We start from the raw sequence: 26,730 nt of genomic DNA, 5'->3' as shown, positions 1-26,730 counted from the left end.
ATAACGAAGATTGATTGTATCCGTAAACCAAAGAATCCTTGAAATTTTATTGGCACGATTCTTGAATAGAAACAAGGTGAGAGAAACTTATTGAAAATCGGAGGAACAAATGACACAATCAGAACGCTGGTCAGGTTATTTTGAAGAACAAAGAGTCACTATACTGTCAGAATTACAACGATATGTTGAATTTGAATCGCCAAGTCATGAAAAAGAGGCGGTCGACCGGCTTGGATCGTATATTGCCCGACAGTTTTCCGCACTTGGCTGTGAAGTTGCCGCCATCCCGCAAACTGGCTATGGCAATCAACTGCGAATGGAGTACGGATCAGGCGACCGACAACTGATGATTCTCGGCCATTTTGATACAGTCAAGGAGATCGGCACGCTTGTCAAAGAACCGTGGAAAATTGAAAACGGGAAAGCGTTTGGTCCCGGCATTTTCGACATGAAAGCAGGCATTGTATTCAGTTACTTCGCCCTCAAGGCAATTGTTGAAAATGGCCTTTCTTTGAATAAAAAACTCGTATTTTTTTGGAATACAGACGAAGAAGTGGGAAGTCCTTCTTCCCGCAGATGGATCGAAGAAGAAGCGAGAAAAAGTGATTATGTCCTGGTAGTAGAGCCGACCGGTCCGAACGGAGCGGCCAAGACAAGTCGAAAAGGCGGTGGTGATTTTATCATCCGCGCGTATGGCAAAGCTGCACATGCCGGCAATGATCACGCCAAGGGAATCAATGCACTTGAAGAATTGGCACACCACATTTTGGAAATTCAATCCTGGACCGATTATGCGGAAGGAACCACATTATCTGTCGGAACGGCTCATGGAGGCACGGCGACAAATGTAGTGCCGGAATTCGCAGAAGCTTGTGTGGATGTGCGAATTTCCAAAAAATCCGAAGCGGAACGCATTACCGCACAAATGCAAAATTTGCAGCCCGTCCTGCAGGGTGCCGCTCTTGAAATTGACGGAGAAATTTCGATTCTCCCGCTTGAGCGAACGCCGGATTCTGAACGATTGTTTGCACATGCAAAACAGCAGGCGGCATTGGAAGAGCTGCAATTGACAGAAGCTAACGCAGGCGGGACGAGTGACGGCAATTTTGCGGCGGCTGTCGGCACGCCTACGTTAGACGGACTTGGCCCGGTAGGCGATGGCGCACATGCCAGCCATGAACATATCGTGATTGGCGCCATCCCGCAACGCATCGCGCTCTTGCTGCGTTTGTTTACAACACTATAAAATTTTGCAATGCTTCATATGTACTAGTCTTTTTTGTCTAAAAAAATTAGTTATATCTGAACATGTGCAAATCTTTCCATCCTCCTATAATCAAACTCGTAACCAATTTATTGCGAACATCTTGCTTTTGAGCATACATCCATATTGCAAATGATCTCTTGCCATCATGTCTGCATGCTCAATTCGAAGAGTACTTAGGGGGATGGAATGTATGAAAAAATGGCTGACAGCAATTGCCTTTGCAACGGTCGCTTCCATAACACTTGCAGGTTGCGGACAAAATACTGCGGCACCCGCATCTGCCGATCAATCTGCCAAATCTGCGGCTCAGCAGACAACAGCACAAACGAAACAAGATTCGACAGCTTCCGCCACTGACACCAATACGGCAGCGCAACAGCCGCAAAACGTAAATCTTGTGGTGGAACCAGGCATGAAGCTCGGACCGGACGGAAAGCTGCACGACGCTTTTATCAACGGCGATTTTACGGTTACAGTCGGCCAGCCGGTCAAACTTACGATTTACAACTACGATGACGGTACACATACATTGACTGCAAGCGATTTGAATCTGGATGTTAAAGTGCAAGGAAGCAAGAAAAAGGGTGAGCCTGGTGTAACGACAGTAACGTTTACACCGACCAAAACAGGAACATTTAACTGGATTTGCAAAGACCCGTGCGATGGTGAGAATAACCAGTGGGCGATGGCACACCAAGGCTACATGCAAGGGAAAATCACTGTGACCGATCAAAAAGTGCAGCATGTATCCATGGTCATCAATGCAGGTTACAAGCTCGGCCCTGACGGAAAGCTGCATGACGCATTCACGCCCGGCAATTTTACAGTCAATAGCGGAGAACCTGTCGAATTGACGATTTTCAACTTTGATGACGGCAAACATACATTTACGGCACCTGGCCTGAATGTGAACGCACAAATCAGCGGCAGTACGAAAAAAGGCGAACCAAGCATTACGAAAGTAACATTCACGCCGCAAAAATCCGGCAAATTCCAGTGGAATTGCACATTGAAATGCGATGGCGAAAACCAGGAATGGGCCATGTCGCATAACGACTACATGATGGGTGATGTAACCGTCAAGTAACAATCAAAGCTTCAATTCTGTGAAAAGCAATAAGCACCTCAAACGATTTGGATGAAAATCAGCTTGAGGTGCTTTTTGTTTTTGGTCGCCCATTGTCATGCAGCAAATTGTCATGCAGTTAAGTTTTTGGTTTACTGTACTTTCTGAAATATCGTCCGCGCATTTTTACGTATATCGGAACACTTTTCTACAAAATAATTGTCTCACCCGGCTGCAGCGCTCGCCCTTGCAATCCTTTCGCCGCTAGTGAACGAACAAATTCGGCACCATCCTGTCGAATCGGCGGGAATGTATTATAGTGGACGGGGACTGTAACCTTTGCTTGAATCCACTCCGCCGCTTGTACCGCATCATCAGGGCCCATGGTGAAATTATCACCGATCGGCAAAAATGCCAGATCAATCGAATGCCGCTCTCCGATCAGTTTCATATCGCCGAATAACGCGGTATCCCCGGCGTGATATAGGGTTGAATCGCCGATCGTAATCAAGAACCCTCCTGGCATCCCCAGGTAAATAATCTTTTGTTCTTCTTCCATTACAAAACCGGAGCTATGAAATGCCTGGGTCATTTTTGCTTTCCCAAACTCAAATGCATACGAACCTCCCAAATTCATTGGATGATTTTTTACTCCCTGCATCCCCATGTAGCTTGCCAACTCGAATGTGGCGATGACGGTCGCATCATTTTGTTTGGCGATTTGAACCGCATCTGCAATATGGTCAAAATGACCATGTGTAAGCAAGACATATTGAACTTTGATATCTTCCGCCTTTGCCTTCGCCAATGGATTTCCAGTCAAAAACGGATCCACAATGAATGATATCCCATTGTTCGTTACTTGAATACACGAATGACCATGATACAAAATCTCCATCGCATGTCCCTCCCATATAGAATCATCAGTTCCATCTTAACCCATTTTATCAGAATATGAAAATCCTCTGGTTTCCATAATATATTTCATCTATGTATATATTTCATCCGTTCGACAATGGAATTGATTCTTGAACATATGGATCATTTGAGTAGATAGATACATTGAATAGACAAAATTCCCACGATTTCGTGCAATCGTTCATATATTTTTGACATACGTTTGACTATCACTTGGAAGTGCATATTCTACCAGATATAATGAGTAATTAGAGTCTGTTTAAAAGCTGCGGCTATTTGCACACTCCAAGACATTGAATATCGGGTGATTCCATGAAGCAAAACATCTCAGCAAAATTTTTGTACGTATATGTATGTGTGACCGGCGCCTCCGTAATGGCGCTGGAATTGGCTGCGTCCCGCTTTTTAGCACCCTATTTTGGCACATCGATGATCGTCTGGGCCAACATCATCGGATTGATTCTGCTCTCCCTTTCCCTCGGCTATTGGCTTGGGGGGCGTTTGGCTGACCGCAAGCCATCCGGAAATATCTTGATGACGTTATCGTTGCTATCCGGAATATGGAGTTCATTATTGCCGCTATGGGGGCAAATCATCTTTCGCTATTTATCCGGCGGCATCATGAATACGCCTGTGCTGACTATTCTACTGTCTTTTGTATCCATTTTACTGGTGTTTGCTCCGCCTGTCTTTTTACTGGCGATGGTTAGCCCCTTTGCTTTGCGATTGGTCGCCGGTCCACCTGAACAAACGGGTAAAATCGCGGGCAACCTTTATGCATTCTCCACCTTGGGCAGTATCATTGGAACATTTGGCACAGCATTTGGAACCATACCCTTTTTGGGCACACAAGAAACCCTTTATTTATGGTCTGCTTCCTTGCTCCTGATTAGCTGCATCGGATTGAAAAGCAGCCGTATCGGACGGCTGGCCTGGTTCAGTCTCGCTCTTCCTCTGCTTTTGTATCTGTGGCTGCACGGACCGCTCAAACAGAATGGGGATGTTCTATGGTCAAAAGATACGTTATATCAATTTGTTCAAGTCATTCGCAATTCCGATGGCACCACTGCCCTCGTCTACAATGAAGGCGGTGGTGTCCAATCCCTGCACAGGCCGCATGATGCGTTAAATCCTAATGACTATTACGACGATTATTTGCTTTTGCCTTACCTTGTCAATCATCCCGGAAAAGCTGTCATTCTCGGCTCGGCAGGAGGTACGATTCCCCATTTGCTGGCCAGGTACGATAAGCCGTTTTTCCCCAATTTGCAACTTACAGGGGTGGAAATTGACCCTGCTGTCATCCCGCTTGCCCGGAAATATTTTGGATTCTTGCCGTCCGATGGGAAATTAGTCAATGCAGATGGCAGACAATTTATCAATCATACAAACAACCGTTACGATATCATTATTGTCGACGCATATACGCAGCAGATCTACATTCCGTTTCACCTGGCAACACAAGAGTTTTTTACACAACTAAAGGAACATTTGCAGCCATCCGGAGTTGTCGCACTCAATGTGAATGCCATATCGCCCAACTCCAAATTGCTCGTTTCGATGGAAAAAACCGTTCAATCGGTCTTTCCTTATACATATGTCATAAAGGCACGGGGGCAGTACAATTATATTTTGCTGGGTTCGCAGACGAAACTGTCAACTTCCGGATTCGCGCAAATTCCCGCAACCAATCCGATCCACGCCATTGCGGAAGAGTGGCCTGTTTCCATGCGCCCCCTTGCTCATAAGGAAACGGCGGCCGGCACACTTTTGACAGACAACCATGCGCCGGTCGAATTGATGACAGACTCCATGATCATGAAATTCATTACGAATACGGAGGGATCCAACTAAGCGGCACTTCTATCCGCCTTATATTTGTATGTAAGAAAAAAACCGCGAATCAATGTAAATGCAGGCAAAAACCACAGAAAAAATGCATACCGGTCATACACCATAGTTGGGATTCCCATCGCCGCAGTCGATAGAATCCCATGCAAATTCCAGGGAATCAGCGGTGCCATCACAACTCCTGAATTGGCCAGGGTTCGTACCAGCTCAATTTTGTCAATTTGCAATTCCTGAAATTTCGACTGCAACATGCGCCCCGGAATGATGACCATCAATGTTTGATTGCAAAAAACGAGTCCGGATATTCCAGACAGTATGACTGTTGCCAACAGCAATCCGCCTTTTGTGCGGACATTCATAAGGAAACCTTCGATGCATCTTGTCATCATGCCTGATGCCTCAAGAATTCCATTGAGTGCTCCCGCTGTAATAATAATCAATACTTCCGTAAACATATTCCATACTCCGCCACCGGCCAGATGAACACCACTATGAGCATCTTCCAAGACATAACCGTTCCAAAAAAAATAAAGGATGCGAAGGAATGAATCGTTTTGTACAAAATACGCAAACCCCATGCCCAGCAGCAAGCCAATGAATAAATTTCGCCGTATCGGAATGCGCGCAACCGCCAATGCCACTACGACAATCGGCGGCAGCAAAACCCAAGAATTTAATACAAAATCAGATTGAATCCTATGAATGATCGTCAAATTGCCGTACAGCGCCTGGTTATGCCAGGGCAATTGATATCCCAAAATGGCATAGAGAATGGTACACAATACTACAACCGGAATACCGGAACGAATGATTACGGCAATCGCGGATTCCGCTTTTACACCAACAGTAGCGGCCAGCAAATGTACCGTACCCGATAATGGAGAAGAGCGGTCACCAACCATCGCACCAGACATCAAAGCGCCTCCGATCAAAGCTGCAGGAATTCCAAACATTTGCCCCATTCCTGCAAATACAAATCCAATCGTAGACAATGTGCCAATCGATGTACCAAGCAACATAGACATGGCTGTCGTGATCAAAAACGCCCCTATGACCAAATACTTTCCTGAGACATATTGACTGCTATAGACGATAAAACCTGCAATTGTGCCGCTTGCCATCCAAACTGCAATCACACCGCCGATCAACAATAAAATGGTCACAACAATGGATGTAGACTTCATCCCCCTCCATGTTGCTTTCAAGAGCTCTTCCCATGAATAACCAGACCGCAAAGCAATGATGAAAGCTGACATCCACCCCAATAATAAAGCTACATACAAGGGGAAATGCATGACAAAAAGGCTGAGCAATAATGATGCAATCGTTATGGCAAAGGGAAAAATAGACAAACCCAACGATATGTTCGATTTGTCTTTCGCATTTGCATCCATAAATGAACGAACCATCCTCTCCTCAGTAAACAAAATGCTTCAGATTGATACTTCAAATTGAAATGCTTCAAAAACTTCGAATGAAATTCTTTACATGCCGAATTTCCGACATCCTTTATCATAAACTTTTTTTTCGCATCTTGAAATAGTTGGCTTTCCTTCTACATTGTTATATACTGCTTTGGAAAGACTATGGTCATAAACTGAAAAAGTTTTACTATCGGCAATTAAAACACAAGACTGAGGTGTTTCGTTTCGTGCAAACATATACAGACAACAATTCTAACTCAATTGATATCAGCGAACAAACTCCATTTCTTATGGTTCTTTTTGGCGCAACCGGTGATTTGGCAAAACGTAAATTATTTCCTGCACTTTTTGGATTATACAAGGCAAAGAAGCTGCACGCTGACTTTCGTGTAATTGGAAGCGGGCGTTCCGTCATGAGCGATTCCGATTTTACAGCAATGGTTCGACACTCTATTGAAACATTCGGCAGGATATCTATCGATACGGAAGAAGAATGGACACAATTCATTTCTCACTTTTCCTATATTTCTTTGGATGTTATGAACTTGCAGGCATATAACGCATTACTTGCACTTGTTCACACGAAAGAAAAAGAAGCCGGCACCGCCGGGAACCGACTGTTCTATCTGGCGATTGCCCCTAATCTGTTTGGACCCGTGGCAAGTTATTTAAAACAATCAGGTCTCACGGATACGAATGGATGGAAACGTCTTGTAATCGAAAAACCGTTTGGCCATGATCTTGCTTCAGCAGAAGAGTTGAATCAACAGATTCAGCAAGCGTTCGATGAAGAAGAAATCTTTCGCATTGATCATTATCTGGGAAAAGAAATGGTTCAAAATATCGAAGTCATTCGCTTTGCCAATTCTTTATTCGAGCCTTTATGGAATAACACACACATCTCGAATATTCAAATTACCGCAAGTGAAACGGTTGGCGTTGAAGAACGTGCCGTTTACTATGAAAATGCCGGAGCTTTGCGCGATATGGTACAAAATCACATGCTGCAAATGATCATGATGGTCTGTATGGAACCGCCAAGCCGTTTAAAAACAGAAGCAATTCGAGATGAAAAAGTGAAAGTTCTGCGCTCTCTTCGTCGATATAGTGAAGATGAAGTTCCAAAATACATTGTTCGTGGACAATATCGGGAAGGCTCCATGCAAAATCATAAAGTAGCCGGCTATCGAGAGGAACCAAATGTCAAGCCGGATTCTTTAACAGAAACTTTCGTAGCAGCAAAGTTGTTTATCGATAATTTTCGGTGGGCCGGTGTTCCTATTTATATCCGAACCGGAAAACGCATGCCGAGGAAATCGACAGAGATTGTCATTCAGTTCAAGGAAATGCCCCAAGGAATATTCTTTAATAAAAACGGAGTTTTGGGGCCAAATTTATTAATCATTCGAATCAACCCAATGGAAGGAATGGATTTAGTTTTAAATGCGAAAAAACCCGGAACGGATGACGATGTCGTACCCATTTCGATGTCGTTTTGCAACAATTGCGGACAAGAGACGCCAGAAGCGTATGAGCGTCTTTTCTATGATGCCATTCAGGGAGACTCTACATTTTTTACCAGGTGGGATGAAGTATCTTTAGCTTGGAAATTCGTTGATCCCATTCGCCGTGCGTGGGACAATCATCCAGAAACGTTATGTTATTACGAAGCAGGTTCCTTTGGTCCCGTTGAATCAGAAAAACTGCTTCAGCAAGAGCAACACAATTGGTGGAATGTCTCAACATCATCGCAGGAAAAAATCCACGGTGTGGAATTGAAACATGTAGATTTGCAGCATAGGAGGCCGATGTATGTATAAAGTGCATGATATTTCAATGGCGATCTTTGAAGGTATGCCCGTGTATAAAAATAAACCGGAAAAACAGCCAAGCATTCGCATCGTTCAAGACTTTCCGGACAGTCCGGCAAGGGAATCAAGAATTGACATGGACGTACATACAGGAACACACATCGATTCACCGCTGCATATGGTCCCTGATGGCGGCACCATAAAAACAATTTCCCTAGAAAGACTGATCGGCACTTGCCGCATTTTGGATCTTAGTGATGTAGTTGGCGGAATTACAAAAGAAGATCTTGTTTCACACAATATACAACCAGGAGAATTTATTCTGTTAAAAACGAAAAATTCCAAGGAAGATTCCTTTGCTCCTGAATTTGTTTTTTTGGCGGAAGATGGTGCAAAATACCTTGCAGAGCTGAAGATAAAAGGCGTCGGTATTGACTCGCTTGGCATTGAACGCAGTCAACCGGGTCATCCGACACACAAGTCGCTATTTCAAGCGGATATTGTGATTATAGAAGGGCTGCGGTTAAAGAATGTAACGGCTGGATCTTATTTCCTTGTAGCCGCACCAATTAAGCTGCTTGATACGGAAGCCGCACCTGCGAGAGTTTTATTAATTGAAGGAATACATTAAACCTATCATTTACAGACCCTTATATTTGTTAAGGGTCTTTTTTGGTGGGCTTATAGTATTGTAGACATGGCCTATTCCATGCTCATCCCTCCGCTTGCTGCCGCCACGATTCGGATACTATTGCGTCTGCTGATTTCTGTACTTTGTATCTTCGCAGATACGTTGCATCATGATAGCACGCATACTGGGCGCACTGCAAAAAAGACAGAGAATTCATTCTCTGTCTTTTAATTCTTAATTTTATGAAGCCAGCGACAGGAATCGAACCCGCGACCTACTGATTACAAGTCAGTTGCTCTACCTGCTGAGCTACGCTGGCAATTGTGGCGGAGCTGACGGGATTCGAACCCGCGGTCTCCTGCGTGACAGGCAGGCATGTTAGGCCTCTACACCACAGCTCCATATATGGTTGCGGGGACAGGACTTGAACCTGCGACCTTCGGGTTATGAGCCCGACGAGCTACCAACTGCTCCACCCCGCGACGAACAGTACATTCATCATGTCGACTCTGTGATAGAATATCACGATTCGTCGATCTTGTGAATTACATGGTGGGCGCTGACGGGATCGAACCGCCGACCCCCTGCTTGTAAGGCAGGTGCTCTCCCAGCTGAGCTAAGCGCCCATGTATATTCGCCTGGCAACGTCCTACTCTCCCAGGAACCTGCGTTCCAAGTACCATCGGCGCTAGAGGGCTTAACGGTCGTGTTCGGGATGGGTACGTGTGTATCCCCTCTGCCATCATCACCAGACATCTGATTCTACTATAAGCTTCGAATTGCTGTGTCATTCCCATCACTCGCCTCAGTCACGTACCAATACCGTACGCTCCTTCACTCGCTCCGGTCATTCCTTGCACTTCTCGCTTCTAGCGAATCATAAAGAAAGATGTTCTTTCAAAACCAGATGCGAATGCTATCGTACCCTTTGCGCACGTAAACCTTTTTGTTTAGGTTAAGTCCTCGACCGATTAGTATCTGTCAGCTCAATGTGTCGCCACACGTACACTCCAGACCTATCAACCATGTCTTCTTCATGGGGTCTTACCTAGCTTCCTAGTGGGAAATCTCATCTTGAAGCGGGCTTCGCGCTTAGATGCTTTCAGCGCTTATCCCGTCCCGACTTGGCTACTCAGCGATGCAGTTGGCACCACAACTGAGACACCAGCGGTCGGTCCATCCCGGTCCTCTCGTACTAAGGACAGCACTTCTCAAATTTCCTGCGCCCGCGGCAGATAGGGACCGAACTGTCTCACGACGTTCTGAACCCAGCTCGCGTACCGCTTTAATGGGCGAACAGCCCAACCCTTGGGACCGACTTCAGCCCCAGGATGCGATGAGCCGACATCGAGGTGCCAAACCTCCCCGTCGATGTGGACTCTTGGGGGAGATAAGCCTGTTATCCCCGGGGTAGCTTTTATCCGTTGAGCGACGGCCCTTCCACTCGGCACCGCCGGATCACTAAGCCCGACTTTCGTCCCTGCTCGACTTGTAAGTCTCGCAGTCAAGCTCCCTTTTGCCTTTGCACTCGCCGCGCGATTTCCAACCGCGCTGAGGGAACCCTTGGGCGCCTCCGTTACGCTTTGGGAGGCGACCGCCCCAGTCAAACTGCCCACCTGACACTGTCCTCACACCCGCTTCAGGGCGTCGAGTTAGAAGCCGGATACTTCAAGGGTGGTATCCCAAGATTGACTCCACCAAGGCTGGCGCCCTGGCTTCGCAGTCTCCCACCTATCCTGTACATGAAGTACCCAACTTCCATATCAAGCTACAGTCAAGCTCCACGGGGTCTTTCCGTCTAGCCGCGGGTAACCTGCATCTTCACAGGTACTACAATTTCACCGGGTCTCTCGTTGAGACAGCGCCCAAGTCGTTACGCCATTCGTGCGGGTCAGAACTTACCTGACAAGGAATTTCGCTACCTTAGGACCGTTATAGTTACGGCCGCCGTTTACTGGGGCTTCAATTCAGAGCTTCTCCCGCAAGGGATAACCCCTCCTCTTAACCTTCCAGCACCGGGCAGGCGTCAGCCCCTATACATCGCCTTTCGGCTTAGCAGAGACCTGTGTTTTTGCTAAACAGTCGCTTGGGCCTTTTCACTGCGGCTCTCTCAGGCATTCGTAAAGAACACCCTACCAGAGCGCCCCTTCTCCCGAAGTTACGGGGCCATTTTGCCGAGTTCCTTAACGAGAGTTTTCCCGCGCACCTGAGGATTCTCTCCTCGCCTACCTGTGTCGGTTTGCGGTACGGGCACCGGTCCCCTCGCTAGAAGCTTTTCTTGGCAGTGTGAAATCAGGGACTTCGCTACTACAATTTCGCTCGGCATCACAGCTTGACCGTATGGAAGACGGATTTGCCAATCTCCCAGCCTTGCTGCTTGCACGGCCATCCAACAGGCCGCTCACCCTATCCTCCTGCGTCACTCCCTCACTCAAACGGTGACACGGTGGTACTGGAATTTCCACCAGTTGTCCATCGCCTACGCCTTTCGGCCTCGGCTTAGGTCCCGACTAACCCTGGGAGGACGAGCCTTCCCCAGGAACCCTTAGGCTTTCGGTGGACAGGATTCTCACCTGTCTTTTCGCTACTTATACCGGCATTCTCACTTCTCAGCCATCCACCAGACCTTCCGGTCTGACTTCCACTCGCTGAGAACGCTCCCCTACCACGTGCGCAAAGCGCACATCCATAGCTTCGGTGTCCGGTTTAGCCCCGTTACATTTTCCGCGCAGCGTCACTCGACCAGTGAGCTATTACGCACTCTTTCAATGGTGGCTGCTTCTAAGCCAACATCCTGGTTGTCTGTGCACCGCCACATCGTTTCCCACTTAACCGGAACTTGGGGACCTTAGCTGATGGTCTGGGCTGTTTCCCTTTTGACCACGGATCTTAGCACTCGTAGTCTGACTGCTGGAGATAAGGAAACGGCATTCGGAGTTTGACTGAGTTCGGTAACCTTGGACAGGCCCCTAGCCCAATCAGTGCTCTACCTCCATCCCTCTCGCTCCAACGCTAGCCCTAAAGCTATTTCGGGGAGAACCAGCTATCTCCGAGTTCGATTGGAATTTCTCCCCTACCCCCAGTTCATCCCCTGACTTTTCAACGTCAGTGGGTTCGGGCCTCCATTGCGTTTTACCGCAACTTCACCCTGACCAGGGGTAGATCACCCGGTTTCGGGTCGATGACCGCAAACTGCCGCCCTTTTCAGACGCGCTTTCGCTACGGCTCCAGCTTCTCGCTTTAACCTCGCTTGCGACCATCACTCGCCGGTTCATTCTACAAAAGGCACGCCGTCAGGCTAACCGGGGTCCCCGAAAAGTAATACTTTTTGGGGTGGTATGGCCCTCCGACTGATTGTAGGCACATGGTTTCAGGTTCTGTTTCACTCCCCTCCCGGGGTGCTTTTCACCTTTCCCTCACGGTACTGGTTCACTATCGGTTGCCAGGGTGTATTTAGCCTTAGGAGGTGGTCCTCCCGGATTCCCACGGGATTTCACGTGTCCCGCGGTACTTGGGGTTCGTCTCGAAGTCCATTTGGTTTCAGATACGGGATTGTCACCCTCTGCGATCGGCCGTTCCAGGCCGTTCTCCTACCCAATGGATTGATAACTTCGTATGAGACGCCCCGCAACCCCGCACATGCAAGCATGTGCGGTTTGGGCTATTCCCCGTTCGCTCGCCGCTACTTAGGGAATCACTGTTGTTTTCTTTTCCTCAGGGTACTTAGATGTTTCAGTTCCCCTGGTGTACCTTTCCGACCCTATGGATTCAGATCGGAATCCTGCGGTATGAACCGCAGGGGGTTGCCCCATTCGGAGATCCCCGGATCAACGCTTGCTTACAGCTCCCCGGGGCGTTTCGGCGTTCGCTCCGTCCTTCATCGGCACCTGGCACCTAGGCATCCACCATGCGCCCTTACTAACTTAACCTATTCGTCGAATGATAAGCGTCGAACTGCTGTGTCAGATCGTTTGTTCCGTCAGTCACGTACCCACTTCGTACGCTCCCTCCTCCACAAACGCTCTTCCTTGCATTTCTCGCTTCTGATTCGACTTCACTCTATCTATCGGCTTCGAATTGCGTTGTCAGATCTTTCGTTCATCGTTCACATAATTCCATTATGCTCACTTCTTCACGAAATCTCTTCCTAGCACTTCTCGCCGCTAGCGAGTCGCAGCTTGGTGCTGCATAGAACATGCATACCAAATAAAAATCGTTAAGCGCTCGGGTAAAACATTTGATGAAATTGTGTACTGCTTGCGCAGTTACCACGCATTGTATTCATCCTGTATACGATAGAATTCGCTATCCAGTTTTCAAAGAACATCAAGAACAAAGTACATAAAAAAGCCATTCCATATTCACGCTTCCTTGCGGAAGCAGGAAATCCATCTTAATACGCTGCATCCAGCGATGCAACCATCAGATGTTTCCATTTGAGGGAGGTTCCCTCAAAACTAACCAAGTGCAGGGCAATGTTCGTGTAACACAAACACTCTTTTTCGCATCCCCATAAGGGACTTATATCCTTAGAAAGGAGGTGATCCAGCCGCACCTTCCGATACGGCTACCTTGTTACGACTTCACCCCAATCATCGACCCCACCTTCGGCGGCTGGCCCCAAATGGTTGCCCCACCGACTTCGGGTGTTGTCAACTCTCGTGGTGTGACGGGCGGTGTGTACAAGGCCCGGGAACGGATTCACCGCGGCATGCTGATCCGCGATTACTAGCAATTCCGGCTTCATGCAGGCGGGTTGCAGCCTGCAATCCGAACTGTGAACGGTTTTCAGGGGTTGGCTCCGCCTTGCGGCTTCGCATCCCGTTGTACCGCCCATTGTAGCACGTGTGTAGCCCAGGTCATAAGGGGCATGATGATTTGACGTCATCCCCGCCTTCCTCCGGCTTGTCGCCGGCAGTCACCTGTGAGTGCCCAACTGAATGCTGGCAACACAGATCAAGGGTTGCGCTCGTTGCGGGACTTAACCCAACATCTCACGACACGAGCTGACGACAACCATGCACCACCTGTCACCGCTGCCCCGAAGGGAAGGTGTATCGCTACACCGGTCAGCGGGATGTCAAGACCTGGTAAGGTTCTTCGCGTTGCTTCGAATTAAACCACATGCTCCACTGCTTGTGCGGGCCCCCGTCAATTCCTTTGAGTTTCAGTCTTGCGACCGTACTCCCCAGGCGGAGTGCTTAATGCGTTAGCTTCGGCACTGGAGGTGGTACCCTCCAACACCTAGCACTCATCGTTTACGGCGTGGACTACCAGGGTATCTAATCCTGTTTGCTCCCCACGCTTTCGCGCCTCAGCGTCAGCAATCGGCCAGTAAGGCGCCTTCGCCACTGGTGTTCCTCCACATCTCTACGCATTTCACCGCTACACGTGGAATTCCCCTTACCTCTCCGACGCTCAAGCACTCCCGTTTCCAAGGCCATCCCAGAGTTGAGCTCTGGACTTTCACCCCAGACGTGAAATGCCGCCTGCGCGCGCTTTACGCCCAGTGATTCCGGACAACGCTTGCCCCCTACGTATTACCGCGGCTGCTGGCACGTAGTTAGCCGGGGCTTCCTCCTCGGATACCGTCAACGCACGGGCATTTCCTCCCGTACGGGTTCGTCTCCGAAGACAGAGTTTTACAACCCGAAGGCCTTCATCACTCACGCGGCGTTGCTCCGTCAGGCTTGCGCCCATTGCGGAAGATTCCCTACTGCTGCCTCCCGTAGGAGTCTGGGCCGTGTCTCAGTCCCAGTGTGGCCGGTCACCCTCTCAGGTCGGCTACGCATCGTCGCCTTGGTGAGCCGTTACCCCACCAACTAGCTAATGCGCCGCGGGCCCATCGAATCGCGGTCCGAACGGACCTTTTCGTCTCCCTTCATGCGAAGGAAGAAACTATCCGGTATTAGCACCCGTTTCCGGGTGTTATCCCAAACGATTCGGCAGGTTGCCCACGTGTTACTCACCCGTCCGCCGCTAACGATGCAAAGCAAGCTTTGCATCGTCCGCGCGACTTGCATGTATTAGGCACGCCGCCAGCGTTCGTCCTGAGCCAGGATCAAACTCTCAAATGAAAGTTTTTACCCTGTCAGAATCATTGCTGACTAATGACAGGAGTTACATATATAACTCCCTGCACTTGTTTAGTTTTCAAGGAACTTCTTATAACTTTAATTCAAGTGTCATCAGCGACAGACTGTCGAAGTGACATTGATAAATATATCATAATCCCTTAGAGAACGCAAATGAAAATTTTAGGATTTTAAAAATTTATTTCTTCTCAAGCAATTTTAATTTTATGCATTTATTTAAAATAGAGTTATCGTACAATAGAGTTATCGTAATTCTTAAACATGACAGACGATAAGCTAACTTCAAAACTCTTAAAATCCACTTTAATTTTACCAAATGGAGGACCACATGGACATTATCGCTTCGAATCGCATTCAACAATTAAGTACCGGAATCTTCACAGAATTGGCCAACCGTAAAAGAAGAGCAGTTGAAAATGGAATTTCCGTTATCGATTTAAGTGTTGGCAGCCCGGATCTGCCGCCTCCGTCAATCGTGATCCATACATTAAAGGAATATGTCCAGGATACATCCAAGTATGGATATACCTTGACCGGAACACCTGACTTTCTACGTGCTGTGGCTTATTTCTATAAAGAACGCTATGGAGTTGGACTGAATCCCGATGAGGAAATTCTGCAACTGATGGGGTCGCAAGATGGCTTGGCACATCTCGCCATGGCCATCGTAAATCCAGGCGAATATGTATTGGTTCCCGACCCTGGTTACCCGATCTATGAAGCAAGTGTAACGATTGCCGGCGGTCACATTTACCCAATGCCTTTATTGAAAGAAAATAATTTTCTCCCAAAATTCGAGGACATTCCAATAGATATTTTGAGAAAAACCAAAATGATGATTATCAGCTATCCTGGAAATCCCGTAACAGCACTTGCAGATCGGTCATTTTTTCAGCAAGTGATTGATTTTGCCAAAACGAACAATATTCTCGTTGTACATGATTTTGCATACTCGGAACTAATTTTTGACGGCAGACAACCAGTAAGTTTCTTATCCGTTCCAGGCGCCAAAGAAGTAGGCATTGAATTTAATTCACTTTCCAAAACATTTAATATGGCCGGTTGCCGAATCGGCTATGCAGCCGGAAATTCTAAGATTTTAAGGATATTGGCAGATTTAAAATCAAATATTGACTACGGTATTTTTTATCCGATACAGAAAGCGGCAGAGGCGGCTTTGACCTCCGATTTTTCTACACTACGATCACAAGTCTTAGAATATGAATCGAGACGGGAGGTTCTCATTAACGGCCTTGCCAATGCTGGTTGGAAAATCGATCCTCCGCCTGCCACAATGTTTGTATGGGCAGCGATTCCTAAGGGATGGACTTCAAAAGAGTTTGTATACGATCTGATTGAGGAAGCTGGCGTTGCAGTAGTGCCGGGAGATGCTTTTGGCGGACAGGGAGAAGGTTATGTCCGAATTGCTCTTGTTCAGCCTGCAGAGCGTTTGGCAGAAGCCGCAGATCGAATTGGAGAGTTCCTAAAAAAAGCTAAGCAGTAGATAAATGATATTCCATGCAAATTTACGCTGCTTTTGAATTTAACCATCCGATTCCCTATCAGTACGTGTTCAAAAAGTGGTTAAGTAAGACACAAGGAGTGCGAAGCCGAAGCACGAAAAGGCGACGGAGTGTACGTGTTTGGTACATGAGTAAGCCTTTTTGGGATTCGGCAAAGCAATCCGCCGGGGAGTTTTGACTACTTTTTGAACATCCTCTATCAACCAATTTTTTAAAAAATAGATTCAAATCTACTGCACTTGAAATCGTAGCTTCATAAAGTATAGTGAGGGAACAACAAAACCGCCCTCATGGAAGAAGTAAAGTTATGAGCTACGGATTTTACGGCCCAACATTTCGTCAACGCTTACTTGGATATGCCGCAGCCGGCACTCGTGTTTCTGTGCTTGTAGACGGCGTCACACTTACAGGACGTGTTGTCGCAGTAGATCTTGATAACTTTGAAATGGTTCTGACCAGACCTGCAGTTGTTGCCGGTACCATTGTCAATGTAAGTTTTGCTCGTTTGGAAACAATCGCCGCCATATCCTAATGGAACGATAGACGGGCAAACAGTGGTCGATCAACTCGAACGGCCTTCAAAACAGTCACCCCCTATTCCATAGAAAAAAGGCATCCCATCGCGGATGCTTTTTTCTATGAGACTCTAAACCCAATGAATGACCAATCCAATATTATGAAACAACTTCCGCTGTTCGCTTATTTTCGCGTAACTTTGGCAATAACGCATATCCATCCCGCGCCATGATCAATTCTTCATTCGTTGGAATCACCATCACTTTGATTGGTGAATATTGCGCGGAAATAAACCGTTCTCCATGTTTATTTCTGTTTTGTTCATAATCCAGCACAACACCTGCATACTCAAAGCCGGCGCAAATCATCTCCCGCAGCTCAGGACTGTTTTCTCCTACACCGGCTGTAAATATAATTCCATCTACGCCATTTAATCGTGCCAAATATAAACCAATGTATTTATGAATACGAGTCGTGTACATTTCGATTGCCAATTGACAGCGTTTGTCTCCTGCCTTCGCTGCCTCCATAACATCCCGGAGATCGCCAGACACCCCGGAAATCCCCAAAACGCCACTCTTGTAATTTAAAATATCAATAACACCTTCTGTTGATGATTCTTCAATGTCTTGAATAAATGAAATAATGCTAGGGTCGATATTGCCGCTTCTCGTTCCCATCGTCAATCCTGCAAGGGGCGTTAAACCCATCGATGTATCATAAGATTTTCCGTGCTTAATCGCGCAAATGCTTACGCCATTGCCAATATGACAACTTAATAACCGCAATTTGGATGCCGAAATCTCAAGCAGTTGTTCGGCGCGTTCCATGACGTAACGGTGACTCATGCCGTGAAATCCGTATTTTCGAATCCCGTATTTTTCATAATATTCATAAGGGATGGAATACAAATACGAAGACGGCGGCATTGTTTGATGGAATGCCGTATCAAAAACAGCTACCTGCAGCGTATCGGGAAATACCTTCTCAGCTGATTCAATCCCTATCAAGTTGTTCGGATTGTGTAACGGGGCAAATCTTTCATATTTTCGAATGGATGCTTTTACTTCCTCTGTTACAATCGTTGATTGTTTAAAATCTTCGCCGCCATGTACGACACGATGACAGATCGCATCAAATTTGTGCTGTGAGAATCCTTTCAGGACGTTTTCGATCCGATTTCCATACTCTGAAGCCGGGATCTTCGCAATCGTATCTGTCTCAACGATCGTTTCTTCCGGCATTTGATAAATTTTGTATTTAATCGTAGAGCTTCCACAATTCAAAACGAGAATACGGGATTTTTTGTGTAAAACATTTACATTTCCCAGCTTGATTTCTGAATCTGTTACAATTTCTACTAAGTCGCCATTTTTCAAATTAGCTGCATTTGCTTCATCTGTATCTAGATGAAATTCCAAAGCTGAAGCGTCTGCAACCCGACATAATACATGTTCCAACAGTAAAGCACGCTCACCTGGAACATGAACACTTACGAATTGTTTGTTCGTGACCCCTAACCGGTCGGCATCTGCTGGCGTCATATGAATATGCCGCAAAGGAAGGATGACAGCTTCTTTCGCCTCGACCTCCCCTCTGGGTCCACGTATGAGAATCGATTCAGCACCCGCCAGATCTCCGGAATCTCGAATCGGCGGTTGCACTCCGAGAATAAAAGAATCCGTTCTGGAAATTTCCACTTGCGTATAGGAGCGGCATGGTCCTAATACCCGAACATGATGAATGGCGCCTTTCGGACCAATCAGCGATACGGTTTCTTCCGCTGCAAACTGCCCAGGTTGGCGCAAGTCTTTTACATATGTCAATTCGTACCCTTTCCCGAATAAAACTTCCAAATCCAGCTTTGTCAAATGGACATGCCGATTGGAAACACCTACTACAACTTGCATACCCCACTCCTCCATTCTGTTGCTTATAAAAATTTGTTTTCTTTATGAAAATGCAACAAGATACATGTAACAAGTTAGTTGAAGTTGAAAATATTATCCTTAATTCCGTGTCGACATGACAGTTCCAAATATACTATTTCCCTTCCTGGAATTTGTATCAAAAAATGATACTTTCGGACTATTTTCAATTTCATATACAGATATCCAGCAGGAATTGTATGATGGAAAATGGAAACTACTACAAACATATACGATGGAGTTTTGAACACTTTTGTACATCCTTTTACGGTGAAATTTTTAACGAATTAGGAGTGGTGAGTGAAATCATGATGAACAAAGTGATGTTTATTGAAATTGGCACCGGCATCGATTTGCATGGACAAGATGTTACAGTCGCATGTGCTCGCGCCTGTCGCGATGCAATCGGCCACAATTCCATGCCTGGCTTGCGATCTGTATTGCCCGGCAACAGTCTGGATAACATGAAGGTGCACGTGACACTAGGCGTACCCTTTCACCATGAGCAAGTCAATATAGAAACAGTCAAGGCAGTCTTCCCATATGGACAGGTATTCATTACGATCCGCGAAGGCGGACTCCTCGCAAGCAGTGGCGTAATCTTGCCGGAAAAAGGGGATCAAACGGATGAAATGGTCATCGTAAATGCAGTAGTAGAAGTCGGCTACTAGGCTCTTGCAGCAGACAAACTCATCAAATAACATTGAGGCGGAATTTGTTGCAAATTTTCAGGATTCCGCCTGTTTGTCCAAACCACTTCCTCAATCCCTTAGCTTTTATATCCGTTTTTACTACCTAAAAATAGTTCAATTTAACTAGTAAAACATTCACATATTAGTTAATTCTGAACTCCCTTGTTCATTTCGAAACTGTCATAATGATTCTTGTAGTGTGTGTTCAAAAAGTGGTTAAGTAAGACACAAGGAGTGCAAAGCCGAAGCACGAAAAGGCGACGGAGTGTACGTGTTTGGTACATGAGTAAGCCTTTTTGGGATTCGGCAAAGCAAGCCGCCGTGGAGTTTTGACTACTTTTTGAACATCCTCTTGTAGGATATTATAAAAATTCCAAAACACTTGGAGGGGTATAGTATGTATAATAAAATACTGGTAGCTTATGACGGTTCAGAACATTCGCAAAGAGCAACAGATGCAGCCATTTCCCTTTGCAGAGGCAGAGAATCGATTTGTCAAATTACTTTATTGCATGTAAATCCGCTTGTTCATTATTGGGGTGGAGACTTAATCGCCATCGATATCAATATCGAAGAGAAAATAAATGAAGAAAGCATGAAACTGCTAAAGCCAGCCGCAGAAAAAGTACTTCATGCAGGAATTCCGTGCAATAGCGTGATTGTTTCCGGAGATCCGGCTTTGGAAATCTATGATAAGGCGAAAGCAGAACAATATGATTTGATTGTGATGGGAAGCCGCGGTTTAGGCGCGTTCAGCGAATTGGTTTTAGGAAGTGTAAGCCATAAAGTAGCTCAGCATGCTGTTTGCCCGGTTCTTATTGTAAAATAAATGCCAGGCATAGGATTTCCAAGACCCATTGTGCCTATTGGTTTGATTTTTCACTGCTGATACATGGGAAAGGAGCAACGAAACATGTTAGTCGAGCAGATTATGGTGAAAGAGAATATTATAACGCTTTCGCCGGAATCCACTTTAAGTGAGATTTTGGAACTCGAAAAAAAGAATCAAATCCGGCATTTTCCTGTTGTTTCGAATGGAGAAGTGATAGGAATCGTCTCCGATATTGATATTCGGGATGCACGCCCTTCCATACTCGACGAAAATCCAGATTCATCTATATTAAATACACCTGTCAAGCAATTTATGAAGCAGGTGAATCTCATCACTGTGCATCCTCTCGACTTCGTGGAAGATGCTGCCTTAAAAATGTATCAGTATCGAATCGGATTTTTACCTGTAATGAAAGACAACCAATTGGTCGGAATTCTCACACGAAATGACATTTTGCAAACATTAGTAGAGATGATGGGCGTGTCAACACCATCCAGCAGAATCGAAGTAGAATTGCCGGATACACCCCAAGGCTTATTTGGGATTGCAAATGTACTGCTGCAATGCAATGCGAAAGTATGCTCAATGCTGATGCTGCCATCCAATACTCCACTTACGCGAAGGATCAGTTTGCGCGTGAAAACGATTGATCCAGGAAAGATCATTCAACATTTAAAAAACAATGGATATACCGTAATTGATCCTCCACTTGAATAACTTTTTAGATTGAAAAATCCAACGGCAACATGCATGGTCACCTTTCCCTTCATACCATCTTTACAAACATGGCAAAAGAGCCCCTAATCCATGAGGCTCTTTTGCCTTTTTGCCCATACTTTTAAAAATAGGAGCACAATTTTTTGAATTCAAATAAACGTTGGGATATTCCATGACTGTATTCAAAAAACTTGTATCCAAAAAACAAAAAGATGAGAGAAGTACTGTTCTCATCCTCTTGTTTTTCATAGATACCGGACAACGTACAAAAAGAAAATACATTCGACATAAATCACGGAATAGAAATAATTTACCAGGTAACAAAACCTTTCGATCCTGGTGGATGGAGTTGGATTTGATCGTAAACAGGCATAGTATACGCAATCAAAACCAATACAACCGCGATTGACAACCAGACTCCCCAGCGCTCCAAAATCGGTGGAACGCTCTCAGGTGTTGCAGCAGCTTCTTCTGCGACCGGAAACTCAGTTTCGCCTTTGGGAGCAAAAAACAGGAGATTCACAATATTAGCGGTCAAAATCATGGCAGATATGAAAAGGATGATCCCGCCAATTGCCAATGTCAAACGCATTCCTGCCCATTCTTGCACGACAGGACTGTTCAAATAATTCGTAAACGCTGTACGGCGCGGTTCTCCCAACAATCCTAATGTATGCATGGAGACTGACATGAAAGTCATGCCGACAACCCATAAGAACACTTGCAGCAAGCCCATTTTATTCATGCGCGGTGTTAAGACACGCCCATTAAGAGCAGGAATCAGCCAATACGCCGTCCCAAAGAAAGTTAATGCAACGGCTGCCCCTACAGTAATATGGAAATGTCCAGTAACCCATAACGTATTATGAACGACTTCATCCAATTGAAAACTGGCATTGATAATACCGCCAATACCTGCCGGAATAAACATTAACATGCCCATGAATGGTCCAAAAAAACGAACATCACTATATGGCAGTGAGGAAAACCATCCAAAGAGACTCTTGGCGCCGCGTTCACGGCCGCGGATCTCAAATGTTGCAAACAAGGCGAATGCGGTCATCAAAGAAGGAATAACAACACCCATTGTCAATGCAACATGCAACGCCTTCCAACTCGGCGGGATTCCTGGCTCAAGCAATTGATGGTGGAATCCGACCGGCGTAGACAATAACAAGAACAACATAAAAGTCACACGCGGCAATGCATTGCTAAAAAGTTTGGTGCCAATAATCTTCGGAATGTTTACATACCAACAAGCATATGCCGGCAAGAGCCAGAAATATACCAGAGGATGCCCAAAAAACCAGAATAATGTACGACTGAGCAGTACATCAATCGTCGGAACCCACCCAAATGACCATGGAATCAATTGAAAGAGAACTTCAGCCGCAACACCAAGTGTGGCAATTTGCCATAATGCCATGGTTGCAGTTGCCATATAAGCAAACAGGGGTGTTGTCTGTCCTTTATGATTGCGGCGCCAATTGACGAAACTTGCAAATATTCCGTATCCACCAAGCCAGCTCCCCACAACAATCAAAGTCAATGCGATATAAAAAAAGGGGGAAGCTTTTAAAGGTGCATAAAACGTATAAAGTACAGAAGCATTCCCAGCTAAAATCTCAGCCGTTCCAAGAGCTGTGCCAATCACCATCATCCAGTAGCCAATCCAACCCAGTGATCTGGAAAGGTTGGTAAGTCCCCCAACAGTGCGGGCTGTACCTGCAAACAGGAATCCAATGATAAAAAAGGTCGTAAAAATAACTCCCATCATCACGCCATGTGCAGTTAAAATCTCATAATATAAGGTGCTTGGAAGTGTAATCAAATGACCACGGTCAAGTCCTTGCAGAAGACCTGCAATAGCACCAATGAATATCGCTAAAAAAGCAATTACAACATATGCCAGACTCAGGGATGCATCCTTTTTATCAAAACGCGCCAGTATCGAATTGTCTTGCGTCATCACTTCGCATCACCACCTACAATGATAGTAGCCATCATCAACTGGTGTCCCGCACCACAATATTCATTGCACAAGATTAAGTATTTTCCCGGCTTATCAAACGTATGTGATGCGCTATTCACAAATCCCGGATCAATCATCATGTTTACATCAGTACCAGGAATTTCAAATCCATGTACCACATCTTTGCTGGTGACATGAAAGTTCACTTTAGCGCCTACCGGAACATTTAACACATTTGGACCGAAACCAAAGGTGAATGCAGTCATATTGGCATCATATTCTTTCGGTCCGACTTGAACCAAGCCTGGTTTGTCAAATGGCGGTGTTGTACTTACTTTTGCCGGATCAATCATTTTTGGATCAGACGGTGGAGTTGCACCCATTACAAATGCGTCTATAGCAACCGTAGCAAAAAAAGCTGCTAAAACCACGCCTCCAATGGTGATCCAAACCTTCTCAGAACGAGGCATGTACATACGATTATCACCTTCTCCTATCCTACTGCTCACCTGGTAAATGCCTACTGCCTACTCAAAAATAACGCAAAGACCGCATACCAACTCGCAACAATCAAAGCAGCCAGCAACAATACACAAGCAAATGTCCCTTTTAGAGAATATTTGTCATGTGGATGTTCTTCCTGTGTGGTTGGCGCATTTGGCAAAGTGCTCCCCTTTCCCGGTGTTGGCGACAGGTCTGCCATGTCAGACTCCCCTTTCTTAAAAATTCTTTGATGATATCTGTTTAAATAAGAATGCTAACTTTTTTTTAACATAAGCAGGATCTGCCAACAATATGAAAATCTACCTATCCCTTATAGTCCGTTAGCATTGTTACACTCTAGTACAAATGGACTATTCGGCTGGTAAACACTAGTGTTTTGGCGGTTTTTGGCGAGGATGACTTTTTGACAAAGAACCGAAAATTAACTCCAGTCGCAACAGTTCATCTTCTACGAGCTTAAATTCACTTTGTTCCGTTTCTGATTTGTAGTACTTAAATAATAATAATCGCATCGCCATCAAAGAGTTTCGCACCTCGTTTACCAATGTCCAAGATATGAGATGGGCATGTGGCTCTTCCTGAAAGAATTGCTGACGGCTGAAAAGCGCCGATTGACGATGGCAAAATCCCAACCAGGCAATATACGCACATCCAAAAAACTGCAATACCTTTACATCAAACACCTGATATGCAGGTCCTGCACTATGAATTCGGAGAAAAAATATAAATAGATTTACGATTAATGCGGGGAAAAAGCCTATGTAATAACCGATTGCACCTGAAAGCAAGGTTTCGATAACCAAATTTAAGTCATGTCGGAACAAACCCCAAGCGCATAAGCCAATCCCCATGATTGACGCAATGAGTGCAGAATAATTTTGCAAGAATTCAAGAATTTTACGATCGATTGTCCGAAATATATCTTGAAATTCTATCTGTTGGATATTTTTTGAAATTTGTAATACTTTTGTGCGTTTTACATGCATCGATTCATCACACCCTAGAAAACATTCTGAAAGATTGCCAGAAGATTAACCGATCAACTTTAAATTAACAGATCAACTCTAAATTTTTAATTTGGTTTCTTATCCTATTATTTTGATCGTCTAGATGTATTGTAGAATGTTTACATATTTAATACACCACACAAAATAACCGCCCTTCATAGTCCAATGAGACTAAACAAGGCGGTTGTATAAAACGTTATACTTTGATGGTCATCTATGAAAAACTATAAGTCAAATTCAAATGTCCAAGTCGTTCCTTTCCCAGGCTTCGCATCCAAGACTGCTCTTGCGTGCATTGCAGCACATCGTTCACGCATGGAGCGCAATCCAAAATGATGTTCTGCATTGATGGAATCCGGGTCAAAGCCGATTCCATTATCACTGACCATTACTTTCAACATATGATTTGTTCGAATCAATGAAAGGATGGCTATGGTTGCTTTCGCATGTTTTCGAATATTCGCCAACGATTCCTGTAGCAATCTCGCTACTTGTGTGGCAATCATGACATCCAAATCTTCAAATGTTCCCTCCACGTACAATTTTATTTGAATGCCAGTACGTTTTTCAAACGTACGTACAGTGTTTTGAACAAAGCCATGTAGGTCTCTTCCTGAAAAGTTTAAATCCCGCAACGTATGTCGAAGCTCCACAAGGCAATCATCCAAAACAACCGAAACATCGTGAATAGATTCACAAAGTTTGTCACCCTGAAGCTTTGCCGCATCTTGTTCGATAACTTTTAATTTCATATTTGCGAACGCCAGATCCTGTGCAACCGTGTCATGTAAATCTCTGGCCAACCGCTCACGTTCACGAATCGTATATGTCAATTTTTCAACTTTTCTCTTTTCTGCCTCGAATTGCTTGGCATCGGTAATATCCCGAATCGACATCATAATGATGCGTTCTGTTAATGAATGAGATGGAATATACGAGTAGGAAACAGAAACAAGCCGTTCTTCTCCTGCCAGATTTTTTACGTTCATTTCAATATTGGTTAATGAAGACTTTGAGAAAAATACACACTGTCCATAACATCCGGATTGTTTTAGCGAATTTCCCTGTCCATCGTGACAATGCAACAGATCGTTGCAACGTATCGGATGATTCATGGACAAATCGCCAAACCACGTCTTCGCTGTTTGATTCATATACAACACATTCATATGTTCGTCCAGAATGATATAACCGTCAGCTGCATATTCAAAAACATGCCGAAAAACATGCGACTCAAAGATTGGCAATGAACCTTCCGGCTTTGACAAAAAGTCCTGCAGACTACTCAACTGGTTTCATCCCCTTTGATCAGACCTTCTCGCACGGCATATGCTGCTGCTTGCACACGGTTTGTCATGTGCAATTTATCCAATATATTACGTACGTGGTTGCGTACGGTATTTTCACTAATAAAAAGATGTTTGGCAATTTCCCGATTGGAGAATCCTTTCCCAAGCTCCTTTAACACTTCCAGCTCTCTTTGCGTCAATGGTTCAATCAATGCTTCAACAGTCACCGGTTTCGGTTTGGCGATTTCAGACAAGATCTTAACGGCCAGATTGCTAGGTATTACAGCTTCTCCGGCAGCGACATTGCGAATAGCGGCCAGTAACTCATTCGGCTCCACCGTTTTTATCAAATATCCTTGTGCTCCATTTTTCACAGCTTCAAATAATGCTTCTTCTTCTTCATTTACAGTTAAAATAAGAACTCGCGTACTTGTCTCCATATGCTGAATCTGACGCATTGCTTCCATCCCATTCATAACGGGCATGGATAAATCCATGATCAATACATCAGGTTTTACACGCTCCACCATATCAACGGCTTCTTCGCCATTGCTTCCTTCGCCAACAACTTCAAACTCCTCCGACAACTGTAATATGCCTATAACTCCACGTCGAAACAATTGATGATCATCAACTACAAGTACTCGAATCGGCATATATTTCACCTCATTATTTATAATTATACTT

At 45.3% G+C, this 26,730-nt stretch carries 19 protein-coding genes, 4 tRNA genes and 3 rRNA genes; 10 read left to right on the top strand and 16 right to left on the bottom strand.

All coding sequences use genetic code 11. The features are described from left to right. The first annotated feature begins 109 nt into the window (after nucleotides 1-109). Together LSG31_RS07780 and LSG31_RS07775 are read left to right on the top strand one after the other, a co-directional pair. On the top strand, nucleotides 110-1,246 hold the full coding sequence (locus LSG31_RS07780) for a M20 family metallopeptidase (protein WP_347438777.1): 1,137 nt from the start codon (nucleotides 110-112) through the stop codon (nucleotides 1,244-1,246). A gap of 211 nt (nucleotides 1,247-1,457) precedes the next feature. Beyond that, complete coding sequence (locus LSG31_RS07775) at nucleotides 1,458-2,354, top strand: cupredoxin domain-containing protein (protein WP_347438776.1); 897 nt, start codon at nucleotides 1,458-1,460, stop codon at nucleotides 2,352-2,354. Between the two features lie 187 nt (nucleotides 2,355-2,541). On the opposite strand, the gene LSG31_RS07770 is transcribed toward LSG31_RS07775, so the two are convergent. Continuing rightward, nucleotides 2,542-3,231, bottom strand: coding sequence for a metal-dependent hydrolase (locus LSG31_RS07770; RefSeq protein ID WP_347438775.1), 690 nt, complete (start codon nucleotides 3,229-3,231; stop codon nucleotides 2,542-2,544). Between the two features lie 332 nt (nucleotides 3,232-3,563). Here LSG31_RS07770 and LSG31_RS07765 point away from each other — a divergent pair, with 332 nt between their 5' ends. Continuing rightward, nucleotides 3,564-5,105, top strand: coding sequence for a spermidine synthase (locus tag LSG31_RS07765; protein ID WP_347438774.1), 1,542 nt, complete (start codon nucleotides 3,564-3,566; stop codon nucleotides 5,103-5,105). On the opposite strand, the gene LSG31_RS07760 is transcribed toward LSG31_RS07765, so the two are convergent. After that, nucleotides 5,102-6,511: a Na+/H+ antiporter NhaC family protein gene (locus tag LSG31_RS07760; RefSeq protein ID WP_347438773.1), complete on the bottom strand. Its 1,410-nt coding sequence runs from the start codon at nucleotides 6,509-6,511 to the stop codon at nucleotides 5,102-5,104. The two genes, LSG31_RS07765 and LSG31_RS07760, sit on opposite strands and share 4 nt — an antisense overlap. Before the next feature lie 305 nt (nucleotides 6,512-6,816). On the opposite strand from LSG31_RS07760, the gene zwf reads away from it, so the two are divergent. Further along, nucleotides 6,817-8,346, top strand: coding sequence for a glucose-6-phosphate dehydrogenase (gene zwf / locus LSG31_RS07755; RefSeq protein ID WP_347439464.1), 1,530 nt, complete (start codon nucleotides 6,817-6,819; stop codon nucleotides 8,344-8,346). After that, a complete protein-coding gene (locus LSG31_RS07750) occupies nucleotides 8,339-8,968 on the top strand; it encodes a cyclase family protein (RefSeq protein ID WP_347438772.1) in 630 nt (209 codons plus the stop codon). Before zwf ends, LSG31_RS07750 begins: the two co-directional genes overlap by 8 nt. Nucleotides 8,969-9,214: 246 nt before the next feature. Here LSG31_RS07750 and LSG31_RS07745 read toward each other — a convergent pair. The 7 genes from LSG31_RS07745 to LSG31_RS07715 form a co-directional block, all read right to left on the bottom strand. Next, nucleotides 9,215-9,287, bottom strand: a tRNA-Thr gene (locus LSG31_RS07745). A 5-nt stretch (nucleotides 9,288-9,292) separates the two neighbouring features. After that, nucleotides 9,293-9,369 (bottom strand) — tRNA-Asp (locus tag LSG31_RS07740). 5 nt (nucleotides 9,370-9,374) lie between these two features. Next, nucleotides 9,375-9,450 (bottom strand) — tRNA-Met (locus LSG31_RS07735). A gap of 68 nt (nucleotides 9,451-9,518) precedes the next feature. Further along, a tRNA-Val gene (locus LSG31_RS07730) sits at nucleotides 9,519-9,594 on the bottom strand. A 10-nt stretch (nucleotides 9,595-9,604) separates the two neighbouring features. Then, nucleotides 9,605-9,721: ribosomal RNA gene (gene rrf, locus LSG31_RS07725) — 5S ribosomal RNA — on the bottom strand. A 198-nt stretch (nucleotides 9,722-9,919) separates the two neighbouring features. Beyond that, nucleotides 9,920-12,897 (bottom strand): 23S ribosomal RNA (locus tag LSG31_RS07720). 604 nt (nucleotides 12,898-13,501) lie between these two features. Continuing rightward, a 16S ribosomal RNA gene (locus LSG31_RS07715) occupies nucleotides 13,502-15,045 on the bottom strand. The 16S, 23S and 5S rRNA genes sit together here with 4 tRNA genes alongside, the layout of an rRNA operon. Nucleotides 15,046-15,391: 346 nt before the next feature. Between LSG31_RS07715 and LSG31_RS07710 the strand changes: the two genes are divergently transcribed. Together LSG31_RS07710 and LSG31_RS07705 are read left to right on the top strand one after the other, a co-directional pair. Next, on the top strand, nucleotides 15,392-16,567 hold the full coding sequence (locus LSG31_RS07710; RefSeq protein WP_347438771.1) for an LL-diaminopimelate aminotransferase: 1,176 nt from the start codon (nucleotides 15,392-15,394) through the stop codon (nucleotides 16,565-16,567). Nucleotides 16,568-16,893: 326 nt separating this feature from the next. Continuing rightward, a complete protein-coding gene (locus LSG31_RS07705) occupies nucleotides 16,894-17,118 on the top strand; it encodes a hypothetical protein (RefSeq protein WP_347438770.1) in 225 nt (74 codons plus the stop codon). 142 nt (nucleotides 17,119-17,260) lie between these two features. On the opposite strand, the gene LSG31_RS07700 is transcribed toward LSG31_RS07705, so the two are convergent. Further along, complete coding sequence (locus tag LSG31_RS07700; protein WP_347438769.1) at nucleotides 17,261-19,012, bottom strand: acetate/propionate family kinase; 1,752 nt, start codon at nucleotides 19,010-19,012, stop codon at nucleotides 17,261-17,263. A 329-nt stretch (nucleotides 19,013-19,341) separates the two neighbouring features. On the opposite strand from LSG31_RS07700, the gene LSG31_RS07695 reads away from it, so the two are divergent. From LSG31_RS07695 to LSG31_RS07685, 3 genes are all read left to right on the top strand, one after another. Beyond that, nucleotides 19,342-19,701 (top strand): Lin0512 family protein, encoded by a 360-nt coding sequence (locus tag LSG31_RS07695; protein ID WP_347439463.1) that lies wholly within the window; start codon nucleotides 19,342-19,344, stop codon nucleotides 19,699-19,701. 418 nt (nucleotides 19,702-20,119) lie between these two features. Next, a complete protein-coding gene (locus LSG31_RS07690) occupies nucleotides 20,120-20,551 on the top strand; it encodes a universal stress protein (RefSeq protein ID WP_347438768.1) in 432 nt (143 codons plus the stop codon). Nucleotides 20,552-20,635: 84 nt separating this feature from the next. Beyond that, on the top strand, nucleotides 20,636-21,271 hold the full coding sequence (locus LSG31_RS07685; protein WP_347438767.1) for a CBS and ACT domain-containing protein: 636 nt from the start codon (nucleotides 20,636-20,638) through the stop codon (nucleotides 21,269-21,271). Nucleotides 21,272-21,581: 310 nt separating this feature from the next. On the opposite strand, the gene LSG31_RS07680 is transcribed toward LSG31_RS07685, so the two are convergent. From LSG31_RS07680 to LSG31_RS07655, 6 genes are all read right to left on the bottom strand, one after another. Further along, nucleotides 21,582-23,240 (bottom strand): b(o/a)3-type cytochrome-c oxidase subunit 1, encoded by a 1,659-nt coding sequence (locus LSG31_RS07680; protein WP_347439462.1) that lies wholly within the window; start codon nucleotides 23,238-23,240, stop codon nucleotides 21,582-21,584. Next, on the bottom strand, nucleotides 23,240-23,719 hold the full coding sequence (locus tag LSG31_RS07675; RefSeq protein WP_347438766.1) for a cytochrome c oxidase subunit II: 480 nt from the start codon (nucleotides 23,717-23,719) through the stop codon (nucleotides 23,240-23,242). The genes LSG31_RS07680 and LSG31_RS07675 overlap by 1 nt, the downstream gene beginning before the upstream one ends. A gap of 44 nt (nucleotides 23,720-23,763) precedes the next feature. Then, nucleotides 23,764-23,946 carry a cytochrome c oxidase subunit 2A gene (locus LSG31_RS07670; RefSeq protein WP_347438765.1) on the bottom strand — a complete coding sequence of 61 codons (183 nt, stop codon included), beginning with the start codon at nucleotides 23,944-23,946 and terminating at the stop codon, nucleotides 23,764-23,766. 169 nt (nucleotides 23,947-24,115) lie between these two features. Next, nucleotides 24,116-24,733: a hypothetical protein gene (locus tag LSG31_RS07665; RefSeq protein ID WP_347438764.1), complete on the bottom strand. Its 618-nt coding sequence runs from the start codon at nucleotides 24,731-24,733 to the stop codon at nucleotides 24,116-24,118. Between the two features lie 245 nt (nucleotides 24,734-24,978). After that, entirely contained in the window at nucleotides 24,979-26,043 is a 1,065-nt protein-coding gene (locus LSG31_RS07660; RefSeq protein WP_347438763.1) for a sensor histidine kinase, read from the bottom strand. Next, nucleotides 26,040-26,699: a response regulator gene (locus LSG31_RS07655; protein ID WP_347438762.1), complete on the bottom strand. Its 660-nt coding sequence runs from the start codon at nucleotides 26,697-26,699 to the stop codon at nucleotides 26,040-26,042. The genes LSG31_RS07660 and LSG31_RS07655 overlap by 4 nt, the downstream gene beginning before the upstream one ends. Nucleotides 26,700-26,730: the final 31 nt, after the last annotated feature.

Source organism: Fodinisporobacter ferrooxydans (assembly GCF_022818495.1).
GTDB lineage: Bacteria > Bacillota > Bacilli > Tumebacillales > MYW30-H2 > Fodinisporobacter > Fodinisporobacter ferrooxydans.
The sequence above is the reverse complement of the archived record's forward strand: the minus strand, read 5'-3'. Positions and strand labels throughout refer to the sequence as shown.